This is a genomic window from Balneola sp. (genome assembly GCA_002694685.1).
Lineage (GTDB): Bacteria > Bacteroidota > Rhodothermia > Balneolales > Balneolaceae > Gracilimonas.
The window spans coordinates 153,932-174,522 of record NZMW01000011.1; the positions used below are offsets into that span (position 1 = coordinate 153,932).

Annotated in this window: 20 protein-coding genes and 1 tRNA gene; 15 read left to right on the forward strand and 6 right to left on the reverse strand. The window is 39.2% G+C overall.

Going from position 1 to position 20,591, the window contains the following annotated elements; genetic code table 11:
* Nucleotides 1-10 precede the first annotated feature (10 nt).
* Nucleotides 11-610: a hypothetical protein gene (locus CL667_13070; GenBank protein ID MAL18631.1), complete on the forward strand. Its 600-nt coding sequence runs from the start codon at nt 11-13 to the stop codon at nt 608-610.
* Here the strand turns inward: CL667_13070 and CL667_13075 are convergent.
* The gene (locus CL667_13075; GenBank protein ID MAL18632.1) at nt 607-816 is read right to left on the reverse strand and encodes a hypothetical protein; all 210 of its coding nucleotides are present in this window, start codon (nt 814-816) and stop codon (nt 607-609) included. The genes CL667_13070 and CL667_13075 overlap by 4 nt on opposite strands.
* Before the next feature lie 131 nt (nt 817-947).
* Between CL667_13075 and CL667_13080 the strand changes: the two genes are divergently transcribed.
* The 14 genes from CL667_13080 (at nt 948) to CL667_13145 (ending at nt 14,453) form a co-directional block, all read left to right on the forward strand.
* On the forward strand, nt 948-1,406 hold the full coding sequence (locus tag CL667_13080; protein MAL18633.1) for a hypothetical protein: 459 nt from the start codon (nt 948-950) through the stop codon (nt 1,404-1,406).
* Between the two features lie 23 nt (nt 1,407-1,429).
* Nucleotides 1,430-2,572 carry a hypothetical protein gene (locus CL667_13085; GenBank protein MAL18634.1) on the forward strand — a complete coding sequence of 381 codons (1,143 nt, stop codon included), beginning with the start codon at nt 1,430-1,432 and terminating at the stop codon, nt 2,570-2,572.
* Between the two features lie 125 nt (nt 2,573-2,697).
* The gene (locus CL667_13090) at nt 2,698-5,100 is read left to right on the forward strand and encodes a DNA internalization-related competence protein ComEC/Rec2 (protein MAL18635.1); all 2,403 of its coding nucleotides are present in this window, start codon (nt 2,698-2,700) and stop codon (nt 5,098-5,100) included.
* A gap of 89 nt (nt 5,101-5,189) precedes the next feature.
* Complete coding sequence (gene xseB / locus CL667_13095) at nt 5,190-5,393, forward strand: exodeoxyribonuclease VII small subunit (protein ID MAL18636.1); 204 nt, start codon at nt 5,190-5,192, stop codon at nt 5,391-5,393.
* Between the two features lie 11 nt (nt 5,394-5,404).
* Nucleotides 5,405-7,321 (forward strand): 1-deoxy-D-xylulose-5-phosphate synthase, encoded by a 1,917-nt coding sequence (locus CL667_13100; GenBank protein MAL18637.1) that lies wholly within the window; start codon nt 5,405-5,407, stop codon nt 7,319-7,321.
* A 2-nt stretch (nt 7,322-7,323) separates the two neighbouring features.
* Nucleotides 7,324-7,980: a hypothetical protein gene (locus CL667_13105; GenBank protein ID MAL18638.1), complete on the forward strand. Its 657-nt coding sequence runs from the start codon at nt 7,324-7,326 to the stop codon at nt 7,978-7,980.
* Between the two features lie 14 nt (nt 7,981-7,994).
* Complete coding sequence (locus tag CL667_13110) at nt 7,995-8,996, forward strand: tRNA preQ1(34) S-adenosylmethionine ribosyltransferase-isomerase QueA (protein ID MAL18639.1); 1,002 nt, start codon at nt 7,995-7,997, stop codon at nt 8,994-8,996.
* 72 nt (nt 8,997-9,068) lie between these two features.
* Nucleotides 9,069-9,142: transfer RNA gene (locus tag CL667_13115), tRNA-Arg, on the forward strand.
* 172 nt (nt 9,143-9,314) lie between these two features.
* The gene (locus tag CL667_13120) at nt 9,315-10,475 is read left to right on the forward strand and encodes a hypothetical protein (GenBank protein MAL18640.1); all 1,161 of its coding nucleotides are present in this window, start codon (nt 9,315-9,317) and stop codon (nt 10,473-10,475) included.
* Between the two features lie 16 nt (nt 10,476-10,491).
* Nucleotides 10,492-11,334, forward strand: a complete 843-nt coding sequence (locus CL667_13125; GenBank protein ID MAL18641.1) for a hypothetical protein — start codon at nt 10,492-10,494, stop codon at nt 11,332-11,334.
* A 202-nt stretch (nt 11,335-11,536) separates the two neighbouring features.
* On the forward strand, nt 11,537-11,821 hold the full coding sequence (locus CL667_13130; GenBank protein MAL18642.1) for a hypothetical protein: 285 nt from the start codon (nt 11,537-11,539) through the stop codon (nt 11,819-11,821).
* A gap of 4 nt (nt 11,822-11,825) precedes the next feature.
* The gene (locus CL667_13135) at nt 11,826-12,011 is read left to right on the forward strand and encodes a hypothetical protein (GenBank protein ID MAL18643.1); all 186 of its coding nucleotides are present in this window, start codon (nt 11,826-11,828) and stop codon (nt 12,009-12,011) included.
* Between the two features lie 4 nt (nt 12,012-12,015).
* Nucleotides 12,016-13,473 (forward strand): DNA primase, encoded by a 1,458-nt coding sequence (locus CL667_13140; protein ID MAL18644.1) that lies wholly within the window; start codon nt 12,016-12,018, stop codon nt 13,471-13,473.
* Between the two features lie 188 nt (nt 13,474-13,661).
* Complete coding sequence (locus tag CL667_13145; protein MAL18645.1) at nt 13,662-14,453, forward strand: hypothetical protein; 792 nt, start codon at nt 13,662-13,664, stop codon at nt 14,451-14,453.
* A gap of 118 nt (nt 14,454-14,571) precedes the next feature.
* On the opposite strand, the gene CL667_13150 is transcribed toward CL667_13145, so the two are convergent.
* The 5 genes from CL667_13150 to CL667_13170 form a co-directional block, all read right to left on the reverse strand.
* A complete protein-coding gene (locus CL667_13150; GenBank protein ID MAL18646.1) occupies nt 14,572-15,651 on the reverse strand; it encodes a hypothetical protein in 1,080 nt (359 codons plus the stop codon).
* A 16-nt stretch (nt 15,652-15,667) separates the two neighbouring features.
* Nucleotides 15,668-16,825, reverse strand: a complete 1,158-nt coding sequence (locus CL667_13155) for a patatin (protein MAL18647.1) — start codon at nt 16,823-16,825, stop codon at nt 15,668-15,670.
* Between the two features lies 1 nt (nt 16,826).
* Nucleotides 16,827-19,088, reverse strand: coding sequence for a hypothetical protein (locus CL667_13160; GenBank protein MAL18648.1), 2,262 nt, complete (start codon nt 19,086-19,088; stop codon nt 16,827-16,829).
* Nucleotides 19,089-19,092: 4 nt separating this feature from the next.
* Nucleotides 19,093-20,199, reverse strand: coding sequence for a hypothetical protein (locus CL667_13165; GenBank protein MAL18649.1), 1,107 nt, complete (start codon nt 20,197-20,199; stop codon nt 19,093-19,095).
* A 139-nt stretch (nt 20,200-20,338) separates the two neighbouring features.
* Nucleotides 20,339-20,591: hypothetical protein (locus CL667_13170; protein MAL18650.1), on the reverse strand; the 253-nt coding region annotated here is incomplete at its 5' end.

The window sequence follows — 20,591 nt, forward strand, 5'->3', positions numbered from 1 at the left end:
TTAAATCATTATGTCAGAGAATCAGGATCAGGCAGAACAGCAAGAACCAGAGAATAAAAGTCTGGGCTCCAGAAAGCGCGGCGTTTCGGATATGTTCCGAACTTCCTACCGTACGCACATTGAACTCAGCGCCATTGCGGATAACAAGTCTAACATCATGATTAGTATCAATGGTATAATCATCTCGATTATCATAGCATCTATATCACCAAAAATCGACTCCAACCCCTGGCTTCTGATTCCCACCTCTATATTGCTGGTTACCTGTATGGTAGCACTCGTCTACTCGGTGCTTGCAGCTCGGCCACGTGTCAGTAAAGAAGATGTGTCTCTGGAAGACGTTCGGTCAAACCGGTCAAACATTCTCTTTTTTGGGAATTTTAATAAGCTGAACCGGGAAGATTATGTTACCGGCATGGAAGAGCTGATGAGCGATAGCGAGCGGCTTTATGACACCATGGCTCGCGATTTGTATGGATTGGGTTCGGTTCTTTCCGAGAAATACCGGCTGATAAGAATTGCTTACAATGTATTTATGATTGGGCTGGTGCTTTCGGTAAGCAGCTTTATTCTCGTTTATATGATTGTATCTGGGAGCCTCTGGTTTTAGTTCTCGTCGTCCTGATCTATATTTTTGTAGGCCTGTGTTATACGCTGATTCATTAGCCGGCGATAGTTTGTAAACTCATATTCACTCACAATAAATTCTGAGTGATATTCACCGTCAAAGCATTCCACATTCAGCTTGTTTTCTTTATCAGTTTCGGTGATGGTGACCTGAACTTTACCCAGTTTGTAGGAATCTCTTTCTTTCATAGTTTATTTTTTTAGAAAGGTAAAAAAATCTATTCTCAGCTGTTGAACTTTAACCCCTTTTAAATTCGTTCATTCAGACAAGTGAAGGATATTTGTTATTTTCACGCTCAGCATTTAAAACTAATTCTGTTATGCAAAAGAAAGCCATCATTACGGTAGCGATCTGTATTTTTTTAGGGATATTTGTATACATCTCCCTCACTAATGTTCAGCCTACCGTAAACGACAATTCCCCTGACTGGATACCTATTCATGAGGCTCAGGAAGTTGCTGCATCAACCAACAAGCTTATTTTTGTTGATGTATTTGAAATCGGCTGTAAATATTGCCGGGCTATGGATCGTGAAGTTTTCCCTGACTCTACAGTCCGCCAGGTTATGGATGCCAATTATATTCCTGTGAGAATAGACGGAAACTCACCAGAAGTTATACAGTTCAACGGACAAGAAATTCCGTCTAAAGAATTTGCCCAAAGCAAAGGCGCTTATGTATTTCCCACATCTTTGATCCTTGATGCGAATGGAAACGTTATCAAGAAAAAAACCGGTTATATGGGCGTAGATGAATTCCGACAGTTCCTTTATCAATAACGATATTTAAAAACCAAACACCTATGAAATCTAAATTATCGACACACAGTATATTAGTCGCAACGCTTTTACTCTTTTCAACCACGGCATGCTCAGGCCAAGGCACTGACTTTAACAACACTCCTGTAAACACTGACGTAAAAGCAGAAAAGGTTGTTGATGGAATCAGAATTGGCTGGGGGATTGAATTCCTACCTAATGGAGACATGCTAATCACCGAAAAATCCGGAAAGTTAATTCATGCCAGAGACGGTGAAATTATTGCAGAGATCACAGAAGGCATTCCATCAGATCTTGATGTGAATGGCCAAGGTGGTTTTTTAGATATTCAGCTACATCCAAATTATGAAGAAAACGGCTGGATCTACTTTTCCTACGCTTCTAATGCCGGTGAAGGAGAGGGAAGCAATACCAAGATTATTCGTGCTAAACTTGAGAATAACGCACTGACCTCCGCCGAAGAAATTTATAAAGGAACTCCAAACTCCGGTCGCGGAGCCCACTATGGCAGCCGCATTGTTTTTGATAATGATGGGTATCTATTCTTCTCCATTGGAGATCGTGGAAACAGAGATGTAAACCCACAGGATATCAACAGAGATGGCGGAAAAATCTATCGCCTGAATGACGATGGAAGCGTGCCTTCTGATAACCCTTTTGTTGGGAAAGACAGCATTGACGCTATGTTTTCCTACGGTCACCGTAACCCGCAAGGCATGGCAATGAACCCTAACAGTGGCGTGATTTGGGAACACGAACATGGTCCCCGCGGCGGCGATGAGATTAACATTATTGAGCCCGGCAACAATTATGGATGGCCGGTAATCAGTTATGGAATTAATTACAACGGTACTCCTTTCGCGGAAGACACCGTTATGGAAGGCATGGAACAACCCCTCATCTACTGGGATCCTTCTATAGCTCCTTCAGGCATGACCTTTATCACCAGTGATAAGTACCCGGGTTGGGAAGGTGATTTACTGGTCGGCTCTCTTAAATTTGCTTATATCCACTATCTGGATATTGAGGGAAATAAAATTGTAGGACAGCAAAAACTTGTAGAAGGAACTGGACGCATTCGTGCGGTAGAACAAGCCCCTGATGGTTACATCTACTTTACAGCTGAAGGTGACGGCGTTTATCGACTCGTACCTGCCGGTAACTAATTAGTCTCCTTATTTGAATTTGAAAGCCTGCTTCAACAGCAGGCTTTTTTTATGTCTATAATTCTCCTTTTCTAATGACTGAAAAATTTTTTGTAAGGATTTGATTTCTAACCGCTCTTACCGGTATGGGGCGTCGCAATTCATATCAATTTCCCTTTAGCCGATATCCGGCCGTTCGGATAGCATTACTGCTTATCGCTGGCATATTAGTGGGGCATTATTATCAGATCTCCCTCTTCGTTTCAGGAACTGTCTTCTTGGGTGTAGGAGCGATTTTCTTTTTTGCTGAATGGAAAAACATTCAAACAGTTAACCACTGGCTTACAAAGTTCAGCGCCCTTCTTTTCCTTGTGATAGTCTTCCTGTTTGGTCTTTTCAGAATGTCGCTACAATCCGGGCATTCAGCTTCTCAAACCGTCCGGCTTATTCAAGTTTCCGATTGGGAGTCAGTTACCGTTTCCGGCTCTGTTCAATCTATTTCTGTCACTTCCTCTGGAAAAGAAAGATGGGATGTTAAAGTGGATACCTCACGGTTTGGCGTAATTGTTTCAGATCAACCCTACAAGGTAAGAGTTCTTGCTGATGAAGCTGCCGGCAGAGCGACCTTGGGAGACAGAGTAAGTTTTAGCGGGACTATCATTCCCATCTCAGAAAAAAGAAATCCCAAACAGTTTGACTACAAGGACTATCTAGCATCTCAAAATATTTTCGCTCAAATCCAGATTGACAGCCTCATCTCCATCACCCCAAATAACAATATTGCGGAATGGATATGGTGGCGGGAGCAAGCTCTGGAGTTAGTTGACCAAAATTTTGACACCCAAACCGCCCCTATTGCCAAGGCATTACTCGTTGGCTACAAACTTGATCTGGATTCCGAGTCTAAAGCGGCTTTCGCCCGGGCGGGCTTATCACACATCATGGCGGTTTCCGGTCTTCACGTTGGCTTTATCGTGGCACCCTTCTGGATTATCATTCCCTACTTTTGGACTAAGAAACATGGGAGCATCATTGGCCTTGCTGTGCTCGTACTCATATTGATTTGCTATGCAGGTATTACCGGATTCTCCGCCTCCGTTTTAAGAGCCTCTGTCATGGCTTTCTTTCTGAGCTACGGCAAACTGTTTCATAAGGTAAATAACTCCATCAATCTGACCGCGGCAGCAGCAGTATGCCTTCTGATTTTTAACCCTTCTCAACTTTTTGATATCGGGTTTCAATTATCTTTTTCAGCCGTGCTTATTATCCTGCTCCTTCTGCCCGTTATTCAAAGCAAACTCCCTTACTGGATTCGGATTCGATGGTATGGCACTCCAATTATGGTAGTGATTGTTTCTCTGGTTGTGCAGTTTGGGCTCTATCCTCTTCAGGTTTATTATTTTGGGGAGATTTCACTAGTCAGCCCTATTGCTAATGCTCTTTTTGTGCCTCTCTTGGGTATTGTAGTTCCATTATCTTTGATTGCATTATTTATCACGTCGGTTTTTCCGGCTGTTGGCTTTATCATTAATTACCCCTCTTTCTTATTTCTGGGATGGATGAGTGATTTTGTAAACTTGGCCAGCACCTGGGATTGGGCCTGGACAACCGCCAGCCTGGAAAGCAGCCTTATTTTTGTGCTCTGGTTTTTCCTGATCCTTGGGATTTCTTCCTGGCAAATATCCGCATTACGGTGGAGGCTTTTGATTGGGTTCCTTGCCACCATTGTTTTGATGCTTTCTCTCAACTTCATTCAAAAATTAAAACCTGCTACCCTCACCCTTACTTTTTTTGATGTTGGCCAGGGTGATGCCGCGCTTCTCAAAACACCAAACGACAAGCACATTCTTATTGATGCCGGGGTTTGGTCGCCGGGCTATAACAGCGGTAGGTCCATCATCCTCCCTCACCTTCAATCAGCAGGAATTAAAAAGCTTGATGCAATTATTCTAAGTCACCCTCATGCTGACCACATTGGAGGGATACTCGACTTAATTGAAGAAATGCCGGTTGATGTCATTTACAATTCAGGCTATGAATATGACTCAAAACTCTACCACTCTTATTTAGAATTAGCTAAGAAAAGATCTATCCCCACTATACCTTTGGTTGCCGGGGACACACTCAATGTGGATCGATCCATTCTATTCCTCGTTCTTGGACCGGATGGTCGCACGTATAATTCAGATCCCAACGAACATTCCGTTGTCCTTAATGTGATTTACGGTGAATCCGAATTTCTCTTTACCGGAGATGCGGGTGAAGATCAGGAGGAACGACTCCTCCACGCTTACACAGATTTACTGGACACTGATATTTTAAAAGTTGGGCACCATGGCAGCCGAACCAGCTCCAGCTTACCCTTTCTTAAAACGGTCACTCCAGACATTGCCGTGGTCTCTTTAGCAGAACGAAACCGATTCCGTCATCCGCATAAAGAAGCGTTAACCCGCCTTCAGCAGTCACAGGCCGAGCTTCTTTTTACCAGTCTTGAACGGGCAATTATTCTTGAATCGGATGGAAAGGCTATCCATCGTGTCCGGTGGTGATTGTTTACAGTAAACATGCCTTTTTGCTAAAAAACCGGTATCCTTGAGGGATATAAAGTGTATAAAATGACCGGTTCAAAAAAAACTTAATGGCAGAAAAGGAACGACTTAGCTTCGAAGAGGCTTTAAAGAAATTAGAATCCATAGTGGAACAACTCGAGAATAAAGAGATTACACTGGAAGATTCTGTACAACTATACGAAGAAGGCGTGAAGATGTCTCAGTTTTGCACAGAAATTTTAGAACAAGCTGAACTTCGCATAGAGCAAGTAAACGAAGCAAATACGCAGTAAAAGAGCATCATATGGAACAAAAACAGCCAACACCGGGAAAGCTATTAGCAGGAATTAATTCCCCCGCCGATCTTAAAATGTTAGGGCCGGACAAACTTCAGGACGTTTGTGACGAACTCCGACAGTATATCATTGATATGGTTTCGGTACATGGCGGCCACTTTGGAGCCAGCCTTGGAGTGGTAGAGCTGACCACAGCTCTTCATTATGTGTATGATACTCCCGAAGACCTTGTAGTCTGGGATGTAGGCCATCAGGCATATGGGCATAAAATTTTAACGGGTCGCCGAGATCAATTCCACACAAATAGAGTGTATGGCGGTCTTTCCGGTTTTCCTAAGCGTTCCGAAAGTGAATATGATACATTTGGAGTAGGTCACTCGAGTACCTCAATTTCTGCCGCTCTTGGAATGGCCGTTGCTCGAGACCTCGACAAATCAGACAAAAAAGTAGTCGCCGTTATCGGTGATGGTGCCATGACTGCCGGGCTTGCCTTTGAGGCCATGAATAATGCAGGAGCTCTGAATAGTGATGTTCTTGTTATCCTGAATGACAACAACATGTCCATTGACCCAAATGTTGGGGCTCTTAATGAATACTTAGCTGATATCACGACCAGCAAAACCTTCAATAAAATGAGGGATGAAGTGTACGACATGCTCGGGCACTTTAAATCTGCCGGCGAAAAAATGCGCAAAGTAGCATCACGCCTTGAAAAAGCGATGACTGCCGCACTTACGCCAGGCTCACTATTCCGTGCACTTGGCTTTAAATACTATGGTCCAACTGACGGACATGACGTTGAAGGGCTTCGTAAGACATTAGAAGACCTAAAAGATGTGAAAGGTCCCAAACTTCTTCATATCGTGACTGTTAAAGGAAAAGGATTTGCTCCTGCAGAACGAGAGCAAACGAAATGGCATGCTTCCAGTAGTCCTTTTGATAAGATTACCGGAAAGTCCCTTTCAGCTCCCGCCAAGAAAAAAGCTATTCCAAAGTATCAGCATGTTTTTGGTGATGCCTTGGTTGAACTTGCTGAAAAAGATGAGCGAATTGTAAGTATGACACCGGCTATGCCAAGCGGTTCCAGCCTTTGGCCGATGATGGAAGCTTTTCCGGATCGCGCCTTTGATGTTGGAATTGCCGAACAACACGCCGTCACCTTTGCGGCCGGACTTGCTGCAGAAGGCAAAAAACCATTTTGCGCCATTTACTCTTCCTTCCTCCAGCGAGGATATGATCAGTTAGTTCATGACGTTGCCATTCAAAATTTACCTGTTGTTTTCTGTATAGACAGGGCCGGACTGGTTGGTGCAGATGGGCCTACTCATCACGGCGCTTACGACATTGCCTATATGAGAACGGTTCCGAATATGATTATCTCATCTCCCCTGAATGAACAGGATTTGCGTGACATGATGTACACTGCTTCAAACTATGATGATGCTTCCTGGGCTATTCGATATCCTCGAGGGAAAGCAACCGGAATGAACGTTCGCAGGGAATTTCAGAATATTGAAATTGGAAAAGGTATCAAACTCCGTGACGGTGATTCAGTTGCTGTTCTTAGTTTCGGACCCATTGGAAAGTATGTAACAGAAGCTGCTCAGAAGCTATCTCAAGAAGGTATTGAGATTGGACATTTTGATATGCGATTTGCAAAACCAATTGATACCGAATTAATTGATGAAGTTTGCGAAAACTACGATCATATTATCACTCTTGAAGACCACGCCAGGCTTGGCGGCTTTGGAAGCGCAGTTGCTGAATACATAGCTGAAAAAGAAACTAGCCCCACACTTAAAATAATGGGTATTCCTGATCGTATAGTAGAACACGGAACTCAGGAAGAACTTCACGACGAAGTTGGTATCGGTGTTACCGGAATCATAGAAGCTGTTAAGCAAAAAACTTATATAAAAGTCTGATTTTGAAACTTACCCCTTTAGTTTTTTTATCCACCATCTTATTCTTTTTAAGTGGATGTTTGAGTAACGCTGATGGACCAAAAATTTATCGTGATGCCACCGGCGTCGTCCTTACATCCGGTGGTGATCCTGTAGCTGATGCTGACATTCACATCCGAAATCACTTCAATCCCGGCGGCTTTCTTCCGGAGTTAATTGGCGATACCGTAAGGGTGAATTTCTCCGCTCCAACCAGGACCCTTTACCGGGCCTCGATATATCGGCATGACGCAAACAGTTTACTCGCCACCTTTTTTGAAGATACTTTAGAATCAGGAGACCAAGAGCTTATCATACCTGATTCTTTATTGAGTAACGGCATTTTAGGATTTCAGGTCTCGACATCGGCCCGGGTTTTAGGTGGCAGTCTTTTTGTTGTTAATAAACCGGACAGCCTTCTCGTCGGAACCCTTCCGTTTACAGAAACTTCAGCTGAAGGTGAATTTAGACTAAACAGTTCGTACTTAGCTATTGGAAGTTCTTTTAATGCTTCTTCCGGATCTTTTAAAATCACAGACAGCCTCCAAATAATGGTTGTGCAGGATAGTGTAATTACCTCTAAAAGAGCCGTAAAGCTTAAAGCAAACGAACAGAATTTCTTTGAGATTACTGTAGATTAGTCCTTCCTTTGGATATGAATTTCACCCTCTCTGATTTCGATTACCATCTCCCCGAAGAACTCATCGCTCAATCTCCGGCAAACCCGCGAGATCATGCCCGCTTGTTAGTTTATGATCGTGCTTCCGGCTCCATCACCGATGACTATTTTTATAATCTTGGGGAGTATTTGCCAGACGAATCTACTTTAGTAGTTAACAATAGTAAGGTCGAAAAATGCCGGCTACTTTTTGATGAGGGCAAGAAAGAGATTTTTGTTACATCCGTCCGAAATAACAATACCGTTGAAGGCTTAGTCAGGCCGGGCAAGAAATTCAAGAAAAGCAAAACAGTACAACTTGCCGATGGAGTTACCGCTGAGGTTACTCACATAGCTGACGATGGATTACGCACCTTGATTCTATCATGTGATCTTGACTCCACGAAGCTCGAACCCTATAAACACACTCCTTTTCCTCCTTATATCGAACAGGATGAATCCCTTTCGGAGGAGTATCAGACCGTGTATGCCAAAGACTTGGGAAGCAAAGCTGCCCCAACAGCTGGTCTTCATTTTACCGATGAACTGCTGGAAAAACTTAAAAAGGCCGGTATTTCAAAAACGGAAGTTACCCTTCATGTTGGCTTGGGGACTTTTGCGCCGGTTAAAACTGAGGACCTCGAAGAACATAACATGCACAGCGAATGGTTTCAGTTAAAGGAATCAACCTGTGAGCAACTCAACAGCGCTGAACATATTACGGCTGTTGGAACGACCAGTGTCCGGGTATTGGAATCTGCATTTGATGAAGGTGGGCCATTCAGCCCCCAAAGTAAGGAAACAGATATTTTCATTACGCCGGGCTATTCTTTTAAATCTGTAGATGCACTTATAACGAACTTCCACCTTCCCAAAAGCACCTTGCTCATGCTGGTTGCTGCATTCATGGGTTTTGATGAAATGAAAAAGGTGTACGAGCACGCCATTAAAGAGGAATATCGGTTCTATTCTTTTGGCGATGCCATGCTGATTCTTTAGTAAATCCAGACCTTATTTTTGATGTTTCTGAGTAAAGGTCTTCTTATATTTAAGGCCTTCGAAATTTTGAATGCGCCCGTAGCTCAACTGGATAGAGCGTCTGACTTCGGATCAGAAGGCTGAGGGTTCGAATCCTTCCGGGCGTACTCTTACAAAAACCCACCTTAATACTCTTTAAGGCGGGTTTTTTTGTGTTTTCCAATCAACTCAACACACCTTACATCGTGAAAACTTTTCACAAATTAGGGTAATTTTCTTGATTAAAGGGTACAAAAAAGGGTACATTTTTATTGAGCTAATAACCCAAAATGGACTAACATGGCTGGATTAAAGAAGAGGGGTAAGAACTACTATATTGTATTTAGTAAGAACGAGGACGGCAAACAGATAAAAAAAACTTACTCGCTTGGTACTACTTTTAAAAAAATTGCTGAAGAAAAAAAGGTCCGTTTTCAAAAATTGTATGATCAAAGAGAGATAGATCCCTTCCAAGAAGATTGGAGTGTAAGTACCTATGAAGACTATCTGAAGGAGAGTAAAGGTAAAAGTGTGGTGGTTGATAGCTACTACTTGGATCAACTAAAGAAGGACTTCTTAAAGACCAAATCACACACTAGTGATGCAACCAGAAAGGGATATAAGTCTGTTATCAACTTATTTATTGATGATGTAGGACGTTCAATGACCGTTAACCTAATTAGGCCATCGGATATCCGGTCTTTTTGCTTTAAAAAGAGGTATTCGAATGCTACAAAACGAAACTACTATAAGCATCTGAAAGTCTTTTTTACATGGCTTACTGATCAAGCTATTATAAACGAAAATCCTTGTGAACAAGTAGTACCACCAAAAAAGAAAGATAAGTTGGTTGATAAGATATTCAGTGAAGAGGAATTAGGGGTAATCTTCAAAGCCTTTAACGAACACCATAATAAGTGCAAAGAAAATAGACACATTGTTCAAAAATCTTTGAGGCAGGATTGGTTTGTACCCATGATTACCACGGCTTATTACACGGGCCTGAGAAGAAAAGAGATAACAAATCTAAAGTGGCACCAGATTGACTTGAAGAATAGGGAAATTAGTGTGACAGACACTAAAAATGGTCGAGAAAGAACTGTTGTTGTGTTTGATGTAGTTCATGAAGTGCTAAAAAACTGGCATAACCAACTTGGAAAACCTCAAAAAGGGTATGCATTCCCAAGTCCAAAATCGCACAAAAAAGCAGAACTTTCCTTACCAGGCGACTATGTATCTAAAGTGTTCAAGGGTTACGTTAAGAAGACAGATCTAAAGGATACTATCCATTTTCACTGCTTAAGGCATTCTTGTGCAACTTTTATGATTCGCAAAGGTTTTGATGTTACTCTGGTAAAAGAGATGCTTGGCCACAGAAGCATTGAAGTAACAATGAGGTATGTAAGCCTTGGTGTAGGAGACCGAAAGAACAAAGCAAAAGAATTAGGACTAATTACCTAGGATTTATTAAATACTAATGAAAGAGAAACAGCTTTTTACGACTGGAGAGAAAGTAGAACCATTACCTGAATCTACCGTTTATCTAACACTTCTTATTGTTAGGCTAAAGAGCCTTTTAAATTCTTCCTATCCTGATGAATTTAAAAATGCACCACAAAATATGGCCTATGACTACCTTGAGTACCAAGGCTCGTATTGGGAAGTCATGCAAACTTGTTTACGAAACTTTGATGAAGTTAAGCGATCTGAATTTACTCAAGATTATAAGGAAGTGGCCTTAGAGCTTTTAGAAGAAGATTTAAAAAAAGCCAAAGAAGAATTATTGGTATATGTCCAGGAAATCAAAACTGAAAAAGATCAAAAGATTGAGTTTAAAGTTACAGAGGATGCAAAGGCTCATCCTTTAGTACTACATGAATTGAAGATAAGAGATGGTAAACCAAAAATTGATGCTCATAAAAAAGGCAACTCTAGGCTGGTTTCTTTAAAGAAAATCCCTGATAGTACACTAGATAATTTTGAAAGAAGATTATCTTACTTAGCCAAAATGTTACTAATGATTGAGGCTATAACATTTGCTGAAAGGCGGGCTAAGTTGAATGCAGGTAAATACAAATTCAAGAAATTAATGAATAGCTTATCTGAGGTTTACGATGATTATATCATTAATAAGTCATCAAATAAGCCTAAAAAAAGCCTGTTACAGAAGAAAAATGCTGACCTAATCAAATATGTTACTAATAACTATGAAATTATTGGTAATACTACCTATTTACTAAATAAGAGAAAGTTTGAAAAAGCTGTTAGAGGGCATTTTGTCCCAAAACTAAAAAAAGCTCGAAAAGACCTTGCCAAATAATAATTTTTAAAAAGCCTTACAAATCCTCTAAAAGCACTTTCTATAGGGCACATTCAGATTTGGCAAATTATACCCTTCTTAGCTTGTCAAAATGCCAAATCTAAAATTGCTTAATGAGTTCAAACCTTCGTTATAGTCCATATAGTCACCATATTTGGAACAGTTAATCAAATAACTGCAACCCAAAATTGAGACTATAAAAATGAATACAGACAACAAACTATTAACTCGGATTACAAGTCTTGAGGACAAACTCGACTTTGTAGTGAGTGCCCTTCAGCGTAAACGTGACACTACTAAATACCTAACTGCTCAGGATATCGAAGCAGAGTTTGGTATCGACCAAAGAACGGTACTAAACAGAAGTAATCTTCATCCCAGCTCACCGAGATTTATCCCAAGTATGAAGATAAGCGGTAAAGGCCGACGTAAATACTTTGAACGAAAAGTCATCGACCGCTTACTAAAACCAGTTTCAAGGAGGTAGCGCGATGAAAACAATCATTAGATACAAAGACCTAAAAGTGGAGATAAGCATTAATGATGGTGGCAGAGAGGAGGCGGAAACAATTAGTAATTGTATACCTCCAAATCACCCCGCTTTTGAATCAACTGGAGACATCCGAAAGATGGAAAGACGTGTAGAAGAAGCAAAATTAATATTGAAGGGGGAATAAGCCGATGCCAAGATTATCATTTAGTGAAATTAAAGCAGAAGTAAAGAGTAAATCCCAACAAGCGAAAGGTAAGTTACCAGTCAAGAAGATAATACCTCACAAAGATGTTTTATCCGAAATGCTTGATAAGGTCGAAAGTTTGGATTACCAAAAAGAGGCAAAGACAGATAAAAAACTATCGAAAAAGCATTTTTTGGTAATCACGGTAGAGAAGATAATTGAACTTGCGAAAAAACAAGACTGGGGCTTATGCAAACGTCATGATTTCATATACCTATACAATGGAGCTTTTTGGGACCAAATTGAGGAGGATTCATTACAGTCCTTCTTGGGTTCAGTCGCCTATAACATGGGGGTTGACCGGATTGAATCCAAATACCATCGATTCAGAGACGAACTATTAAAACAGTTTATGGTTACGGCACACCTCCCTGCCCCTGAAAAAGATAATTCAGAGGTGTTGATAAATCTCAAGAATGGAACCGTGGAGATCAATCCAGAAGCGGAGAATAAAGTTAACCTGCGACCACCAGATAGTAATGACTTTATTACCTATCAGTTACCGTTTGAATATGATCCCTACGCAACATCCCCACTCTTCGACAAGTATCTGGACCATGTACTACCAAGCAAAGATTTACAGAAGCTCTTAGCGGAATATTTAGGTTATATTTTCTTAAAACCATCAACATTAAAGCTTGAAAAGGCTTTGCTTCTTTATGGTTCGGGATCAAATGGGAAGTCGGTCTTTTTTGATACCGTCAATGCCATGCTTGGTGAGGAAAATGTATCAACCTATACCTTAAAGAGCCTGACAAATCAGAATGGTTATTACAGGGCAAAGATTGCAAATAAATTGTTGAACTATGCATCAGAAATAGATGGCGAGATGAGTACAGCTCTTTTTAAGCAGTTAGTCTCTGGTGAACCGGTTGAAGCAAGGTTGCCATATGGTGAGCCTTTTACCTTAAATAACTATGCTAAGTTGATTTTCAACTGTAATGAGCTTCCGACAGATGTAGAGCATACCAATGCATTTTTTAGGCGTTTTTTGATTGTTCCTTTTGATGTGACCATCCCACCAGAGAAACAGGACAAAAAGCTTTCATATAAGATCATTGAGAATGAATTATCAGGAGTTTTTAACTGGGTAATTGAAGGTTTGCATCGAGTACTGAAACAAAAAGGCTTTACAGAGTGTGAAGAAGTAAACCAACAGGTTGAGAAATATCGTACTGAATCCGATTCAGTTTTGTCCTTTTTAGATGAGAGGGGGTATAAATCAAGCACAATCTCTTACACTCCTCTTGCTGAGCTATATCAAAGCTACAGAAGGTTTTGTGAACAGGACGGATATAAACCGTGCGGTAACAGGAAATTTAGTAGTAGACTAAAGAATGCCGGTTACATTACGGAACGGAAAGAATATGGTAGAGTATTCTATGTCGTGCAGAATTTATAATTTTGTTTACAAGCAGCAGCACTGACAGCATCTACAGTGAAGCATAGTTTAAGGCCTATTAAAAGCCGATTCCTGTTGATACTGTCGAACCTGTTGCTCCACAAAAAACATTTATGAAGACGTTTCGATTTCGATTAGACTCCAGCTCAAACAAATTCACCTGCCCTTCGTGTCAAAAGAAAAGGTTTGTGAGGTACATTGATCAATCAAATGGGGATTATATCCAAAATAGGTATGGTCGTTGTGATCGTGAGGTTGCTTGTTCATACCATTACTCTCCTTACGATGATCACCGATTTGAAGGCAAAAAGACAGTGAACATTCCTAAGCGAATAGTAGAGCCCGTATACATACCTCGTGAGCTTTATAAAAGAAGCCTAGGAAACTACAGAAATAATAATTTCGTCCAGTATCTTAACTTTATATTTGATACTCCAACCGTCAGAAAAGTCATTAAAAAGTATCACCTTGGCACTTCTACTAAGCTGAAAGGTGGTTGTATTTTCTATCAGCTTGACCTTCAAGGCAAAATTAGGAGAGGGAAAATTATCGTCTATAATACTAGAACTGGTCGAAGAGGAAGGATTCATTCTGTGCACAGTATGCTGGGTATTGAAAAAAAGTACTACCCTAATTGGAGGTTCTTCGGTGAACACCTACTTATTGATAAAAGTAAACCAGTAGCCATTGTTGAATCAGAAAAGACGGCTGTTATTGCAAGTGCTTATTTCCCAGAGTTTATATGGCTGGCAACAGGTACAAAATCGACGCTAAAACCAGAGTATAGTCAAGCGCTGAAAGGTCGATCAGTTACTTTGTTTCCAGACATCGGAGCTTATCAGGATTGGTCTGTAAAGTTAGAGGGCTTTTCAGAATTTTGCGATATCTCAATTTCGAATCTTTTAGAATCAAAATCCGGAGACTTTGAAAAAAAAGAGGGGTTTGACCTGGCTGATTATTTGGCAGCTGGTAATGTTTGAGGTTTCGTGAAATTTCAGACACATGCTTCCGTATTAGTCTGGAAAACGTCCTTAAACCCTTTCATGCAACAAAGTACTTACAAATAATTGCAGGATACACCAGCTATCAATTAAAGTATTATGTTGCGGATTTGGTCACTTCAAGTTCTACCATCTGTTCATGCATAAGCTGAACTTCATGTGAAAGGTAAGTAAACAGTTCAAGCGTGGTAATTCCGAAGGGTTTGAATACTTCCCAAAACTCAAGGATCAATTCTTTTAACTCGCTTAGGAATTCCACTAATTCTGATGAATAAGAGCGCATTTTGTCAACCACGGTATCCATTAAGTCTTTGCCACCTTGTCTTAGATCATCTGAAAGAAATAACCCTGCAATAAACATTCCTGCTAGTCCTATCATTATTTCAATAGGAATCTGTCCAAGCGAATGGATAGTAAGTGCTGTTATACCAATTAGAGCTGTTATAATTCCTAATACCACCTCCAAAATAACTTTATTTATAAAGCTGACAAGTCTATAAAGTAGCTCTACAATAGATATAGATGCACCCGCTACAGCCAATGAGGTAATCCCGTGATTGAAAGTATGAATTACTTTTTCGGTATCGTCAATTCCCCATGTTTTAGTAAGGTTTTGGGATTTAAAGATCTTGTCAAAAGAAAGAATGCCATGACTGCTTGTATGTAAGGATAAGGCTAAAAACGAAACATCATCGGGATCTTCATTGCCAATGGTTCGCTGTGCAATTTTCCAGTCCTCAATCCATGGAGCATCCATCATGATTAATTTGTTTAGTAATATATCAGCATGCTTAGCTGCCTGTTCATTTCCCTTTTTTAGTACTCGATCAATTTTCTCGTATAATTCCTCTTTCAATTTAAATGGTGCATAAACTTTGACAAAGGAACAATTTATAAGCCTATAAATGAATGTTTCATCAAGAGAAATATTTTTAGTGACACTGCTTTTTATTTGCCCAAATATGAAATTAGTATCAATCACCAAGGAGAAATGGAGCTTGCCAAATCCTTCAATCTTTAGAATCTCTTGATGAGATTGATTTCTAACATGATCATACAGCGCCGGTCCTAACTCATTGGTTAACGACTCCCATCTCTCTTTAAGTCCTGGAAACTTTTGTTTTAGCTCATTCTCGATCTGTTCTTTATAAGTATATGATTTTGGTTCTTCATTCATATTGCCTCCCCTAGAATCAAATAGTAGGGTTATAATGCGATATCAATACTCTTGTTAGTTGCTCACCTCGCCCTGAAATTAATTCAATATCCTCTTCACTCATCGCTTTAAAATCAGTCGGGTATGTATTTACCTGATCATTGGTAATAAAATTTGCAGGTAGATAGGGAAGTGCATTATCATTCTGTCCCAAGTAGGAAAATATAAACCCGTCAATTTTTCCAGATTTTAAATATTCATGCAGGTCTTTTTTAATTCCATCCTGTCTTTTTCTGAAAGTAGTTTGATAGGATTGATTCATTCTCGAAATCATATAATATGGAGAACTTCTTTTACTATAGATCCCATGTCCTGCATCAAATGCAAAGATATAGTCAGGCTTAAATGAGTTGAAGCTGTAATTACTATCCTTGTCAGGATCAAAACAAGTTACTCCGGTATTATCATACACTCCGCCATCTGTTAAAAAGACTCTCTCATCAGATTCTAAATCCCTTTTTTGAAAGGTGTAATACTTATCCAGTGCTGGCAATAACAAAGGATAAGCAGCTGAACAGGCTACGGTCTCTGAAAGTGAAATTGAATTGCCCTTTACTTTTCCGAAACGCCAATTTCCGGTCTCTCGATTGCCAAATCTAAAAGCACTTCCAGTTGATAACTCACAGGCATTTATGATGACATCAATATCATTTTTTGTTTTAGATTTTAATGTCAATCCTTTGAAAAGTTCTTTCTCTAAAACTTTAATAAAAACATTTGTTCTACTATACCACCTTCTTAATGGTGGATTTAGACTAAAAAAGGGATGCCAGTTTAATATTCTGCAAATAATTGCGGTTGTTCCAGAAATCAATTGAGTACTCAAGATTCTAATTAAGGATACCGGAGATAAATATTTCAAAACTATCTTCATTTGAAGACCAGAACGCAATAATTTGACTACTCTTTCATCAGTAGACGAGAAAGATTCATCATAGTAACAGTACAAAGCAGAAAAAAGACTCCCGCCTGAAACTGAGGAGATATGATCAATCTTATCTAAAAAACCTAAATCATCTAAAGCTCTAAAACACCCAAGATGAAAAGCCATTGCTCTTGAACCTCCTCCTGAAAGGGCCACCCCTAGTGTCTTATTATCATGCATTTTCGATTCTTTATTACGTTTCCCCTTCATCCTAACTTCCTATATTAAATTCAATGGCATTATCCACTTGAGAAACATACCAGTTACTTCGCTTTTCACCTACAATTACCATTATCGCAGGGTAACTTTCTAACTTCATGTATCCTTTAATCCAACCGAATAGTTTTCTATCATCATCACTTGGAGTTAATGCAACGCCATCAGGATGTGAGTGCCATTCACCTATATATTGAAGGTTATTATTCGTCTTTTCCTGAATTTCTGTAACTTGTTCTTTTAGTCCATCTGTTCCCCGGATGTAAAAGGTTGGATATTCATCACTGTCTGAAGGAGAGGCTATCAAATCTACAGCATATACAATGTGCCGTTCGTGATCAAATGATCCAATTAATACTCCACCTGTTTCATTTTCCAATTTTTCGGCCCTTCGACTATCTATTTTGGCAAGTAAATCTTCCGATACCTTAACAGTCCATGATTCATTATTAGCAACTTTATAATTACTTGGCTTTATATCTGTCATTTTCACGGACAGATCATCTGTTAGGTACCAAATGCAAACTTGTGGTGATTCATTTTTTGAAAGGATATCTATAATCTTCTTCGATCCTATACCCGAATGTATTCCAACACTAAATTGTGGTATTCGAGAAGAGATATCTCTACAACTCTGTGCATACCTTATTCCTTCTTCCGTATTCAGATGATCGGCTAAGCTTTCGACTGAATAAAGCGATTTATAATATTCCATTTCTAAACAATCTAATCCGATTGATTTATCATCAGACTCAGAAAGTAAAACTAAGCTATCACCTTTGGGATTCAGAAAAAAAGAAATAATGGGTTTTTCCAAATTTAAATCTAATGAAAGTCTCCTTGAGACAGCTACGGAAGCAGCAAAGTCAAAGATGTATTCTGAGTCAGAGAAGGTTGATGATAAAGTTTCAAGATCAGATTGAAGGATATCCATTTCATGAGGCGAACTAATTGATTCTTCAATGAATATTCTTTTTATATATGCGTCTAGAGCTACTGATTTAGGGAATCCCATGTATACAGATGGCAAAACATGTCTGGCAGCGTTATGAGGTAAAAATTTATCTTTGTCAATTAGTTTCCAACGTCCTTGACCTGCTTTAATCGTGTTTATAATAATTTGTGAACCGAGGGTTCCGAGTCCAATGGCTGAAAGCTGAATATTGTCAGATGAATCAATATTATTATATAAGGCTGCTTCTTTTGTTGTTAGTATTGAGCTGGGATTTAGGATTGACAACTCAATAATTTTTGCATTATCTACAGCGGTATGATTAATTGTACTTCTTACCTGTCTGGGCCCATTTCGATAGATTCCCAATCCCACGCTAATTTCTAAAAGATCTCGTGGAGAAAAAAAAGTTATAATTTCATAGGCTTCTACTTCACCTTCATTAGTTCTCTTCTTGGGTATCCTAATTACTAAAAGTAGTTTATATCCAATTAAGTCTTTTTCATTAGCTTGGAATAGCCTTGATTGCAAGCGGCTAAGTAGGTTTATATTAAAATTTTTGAGGTGATTGTGTAGCCCATATAGGTTATTCGGTTGTAGATCTATGATACCATGAACTATTGGTTCATTAATATCAATGGTAATTGTTTTAATTTTAATGTCAGAATTGATGTTATATGATTTTGCAACTTCTTGATCTAAACCGACAATGACTATTCTATTTTTTTGGTCAACGATAGGAACAAACTCTAATGCTAGATCATCAACAGGTTTTTTAAAGTCATAGAATGATGAAGGTAACATGACCCTATCAGGTGATCCAAAAAACACATTTTCAAGTGGTTGATCATCCAAATGAAGTTTGTTTTTAGAAGTCAGTGACAACCATCTGTGAATACGTTGTAAATGTTTGGCAGCAGTCCACTTATGTTTCTCTTCTTCATAAAGATTAATTGATAGACATAAATTTTTTGGAGTATCCTCTCGTGAATAGTTTATGTGGGGAGCTGAAGGAAAGTCTTTTCGAAGAGCATATATTTCTGGTTTACCATCTTCATTAGCCAAAAACTTTACTCCTATTCTTTCCCTTTTTCTTATATCGATTTTAGGGTTTTGAGGAATACTTGGTTCTACGTCAAACACCAAGTATTCATTTCCAGAATCATCTTTTTTACACTTAATTAATTCAAAAAATAGATAGTCTTCATCAGTGATTAATTGCTTTACCGATATACAATTTTGAATTGACAGTTCCTTAGGATCAAGTTCCTTTCCCTCAAGTTTATAGAATTCTATATCTCCCATTTTATTAAACTCCGGCTCTTTCAGACCGTTCAGTTATTATTGGGCCAACACCAGTTAATGGCTTCTTTTCAATTTCATATCCACCACCTGTTATTTTTATTACCAGTGGTTTTGGAGAGCTAACTGTTGGATGATCCATAGTTACTTTAAATTCTCCATCCTTATCAGAAACAACCTTTTTGTAATAATCTGATGCTTTTTTGTTGGGTGGATCATAGTCTCCATCACTTATTACACGACTACTTGAAATGATTAATGGGACATCATTTGAATAACCTTCAAAAAGTCTTGATACTGTTTCATCCGGCTCTGAAAATTCTTCAGCAGTTACATTAGCAAGGGATTTGTGACTACAATGATGAGGTATTTTAAAAATATCCCAATATAGCCGGTCTGAATTACTATAAGATTCAGAGATATTTATAATATCTTTTATTTCTTCACTTCCAAGGTCAGAAAAAGTATTAAATAGTACTTCCGTACCATCTATATGAAATTTACAATTTAATGCTATAGCATCCTTGTTTCGATCTATGAGTGTTCCATCTTTTGTTCTGTAAGCAAAAGGGGAGTGCACAAATATTTCCAAACCATCAGAGAATAGATCAAACTCTTCAATTGTCTCTCCTGCATTTACGATTAGATGGCTTCTTGAGTCAAGGTCAATACCCTGATTATCCGCCCAATCCCTTAATTGACCTGGTGTTGAAAAAACTTTAATTCCTTCACCATTTTTGAATCTGTATCGAGCCTCCTGACGAATTATTCTAGAATCAGCCTCAACTCCTTCCTCAACAATTGCTGCTGCAGGGACCCACATTTCATTTATATCAATCTTATCTTCAGACTGATATTTATCAGCATGAAGTAAATTAAAGAAGTCAGGACTACCTTTTATATGATCTGTGTCGATATGTGTAAATACAACAACATCAATGGAATCTTCATCACCAAGTAAAACCTTTAGCTCATTTGGCAAATCAATCCGTTTGTCATCATCATCTGTAGAATCCTTCATATCAGCATAATCAATCAAGATTCTTTTACCATTTTCTAATTCTATTAATGAAGTGTCTGCGTTCCCGAGAGGAAATAAAGTAATTTTATGCATGTCTTGTTCTCCTTGCTTTATTTTTTGTTCAATTGCATAATACTCTCAATCTATGCACTCTATCTGCACAGAAAGACCATGGTCAATTAAAATCCCCGAGATTAGCTTTATAACTACTCAGCTATCTCGCATACAAACCTCAACCAACCTTAATCTCATTCAGGGTCCTAACCTTCTCAACCAGCAAATCAATAACCTTAGCATTGTTATCAAAGACTCCATCTAATCCATCCTCATCAATAAAATCAAATGGTGGTTCGTAGAGGTTGGCAACATCCAGATGGCCTTTTTCGGTGTAAAACTCAATCATCTGCTCAATGAACTGAATCTGGTTTGAACTGAGTTGGTTATTCTGCAAAAACTGACCGAACTCTTTAACAACCGTTTCACGA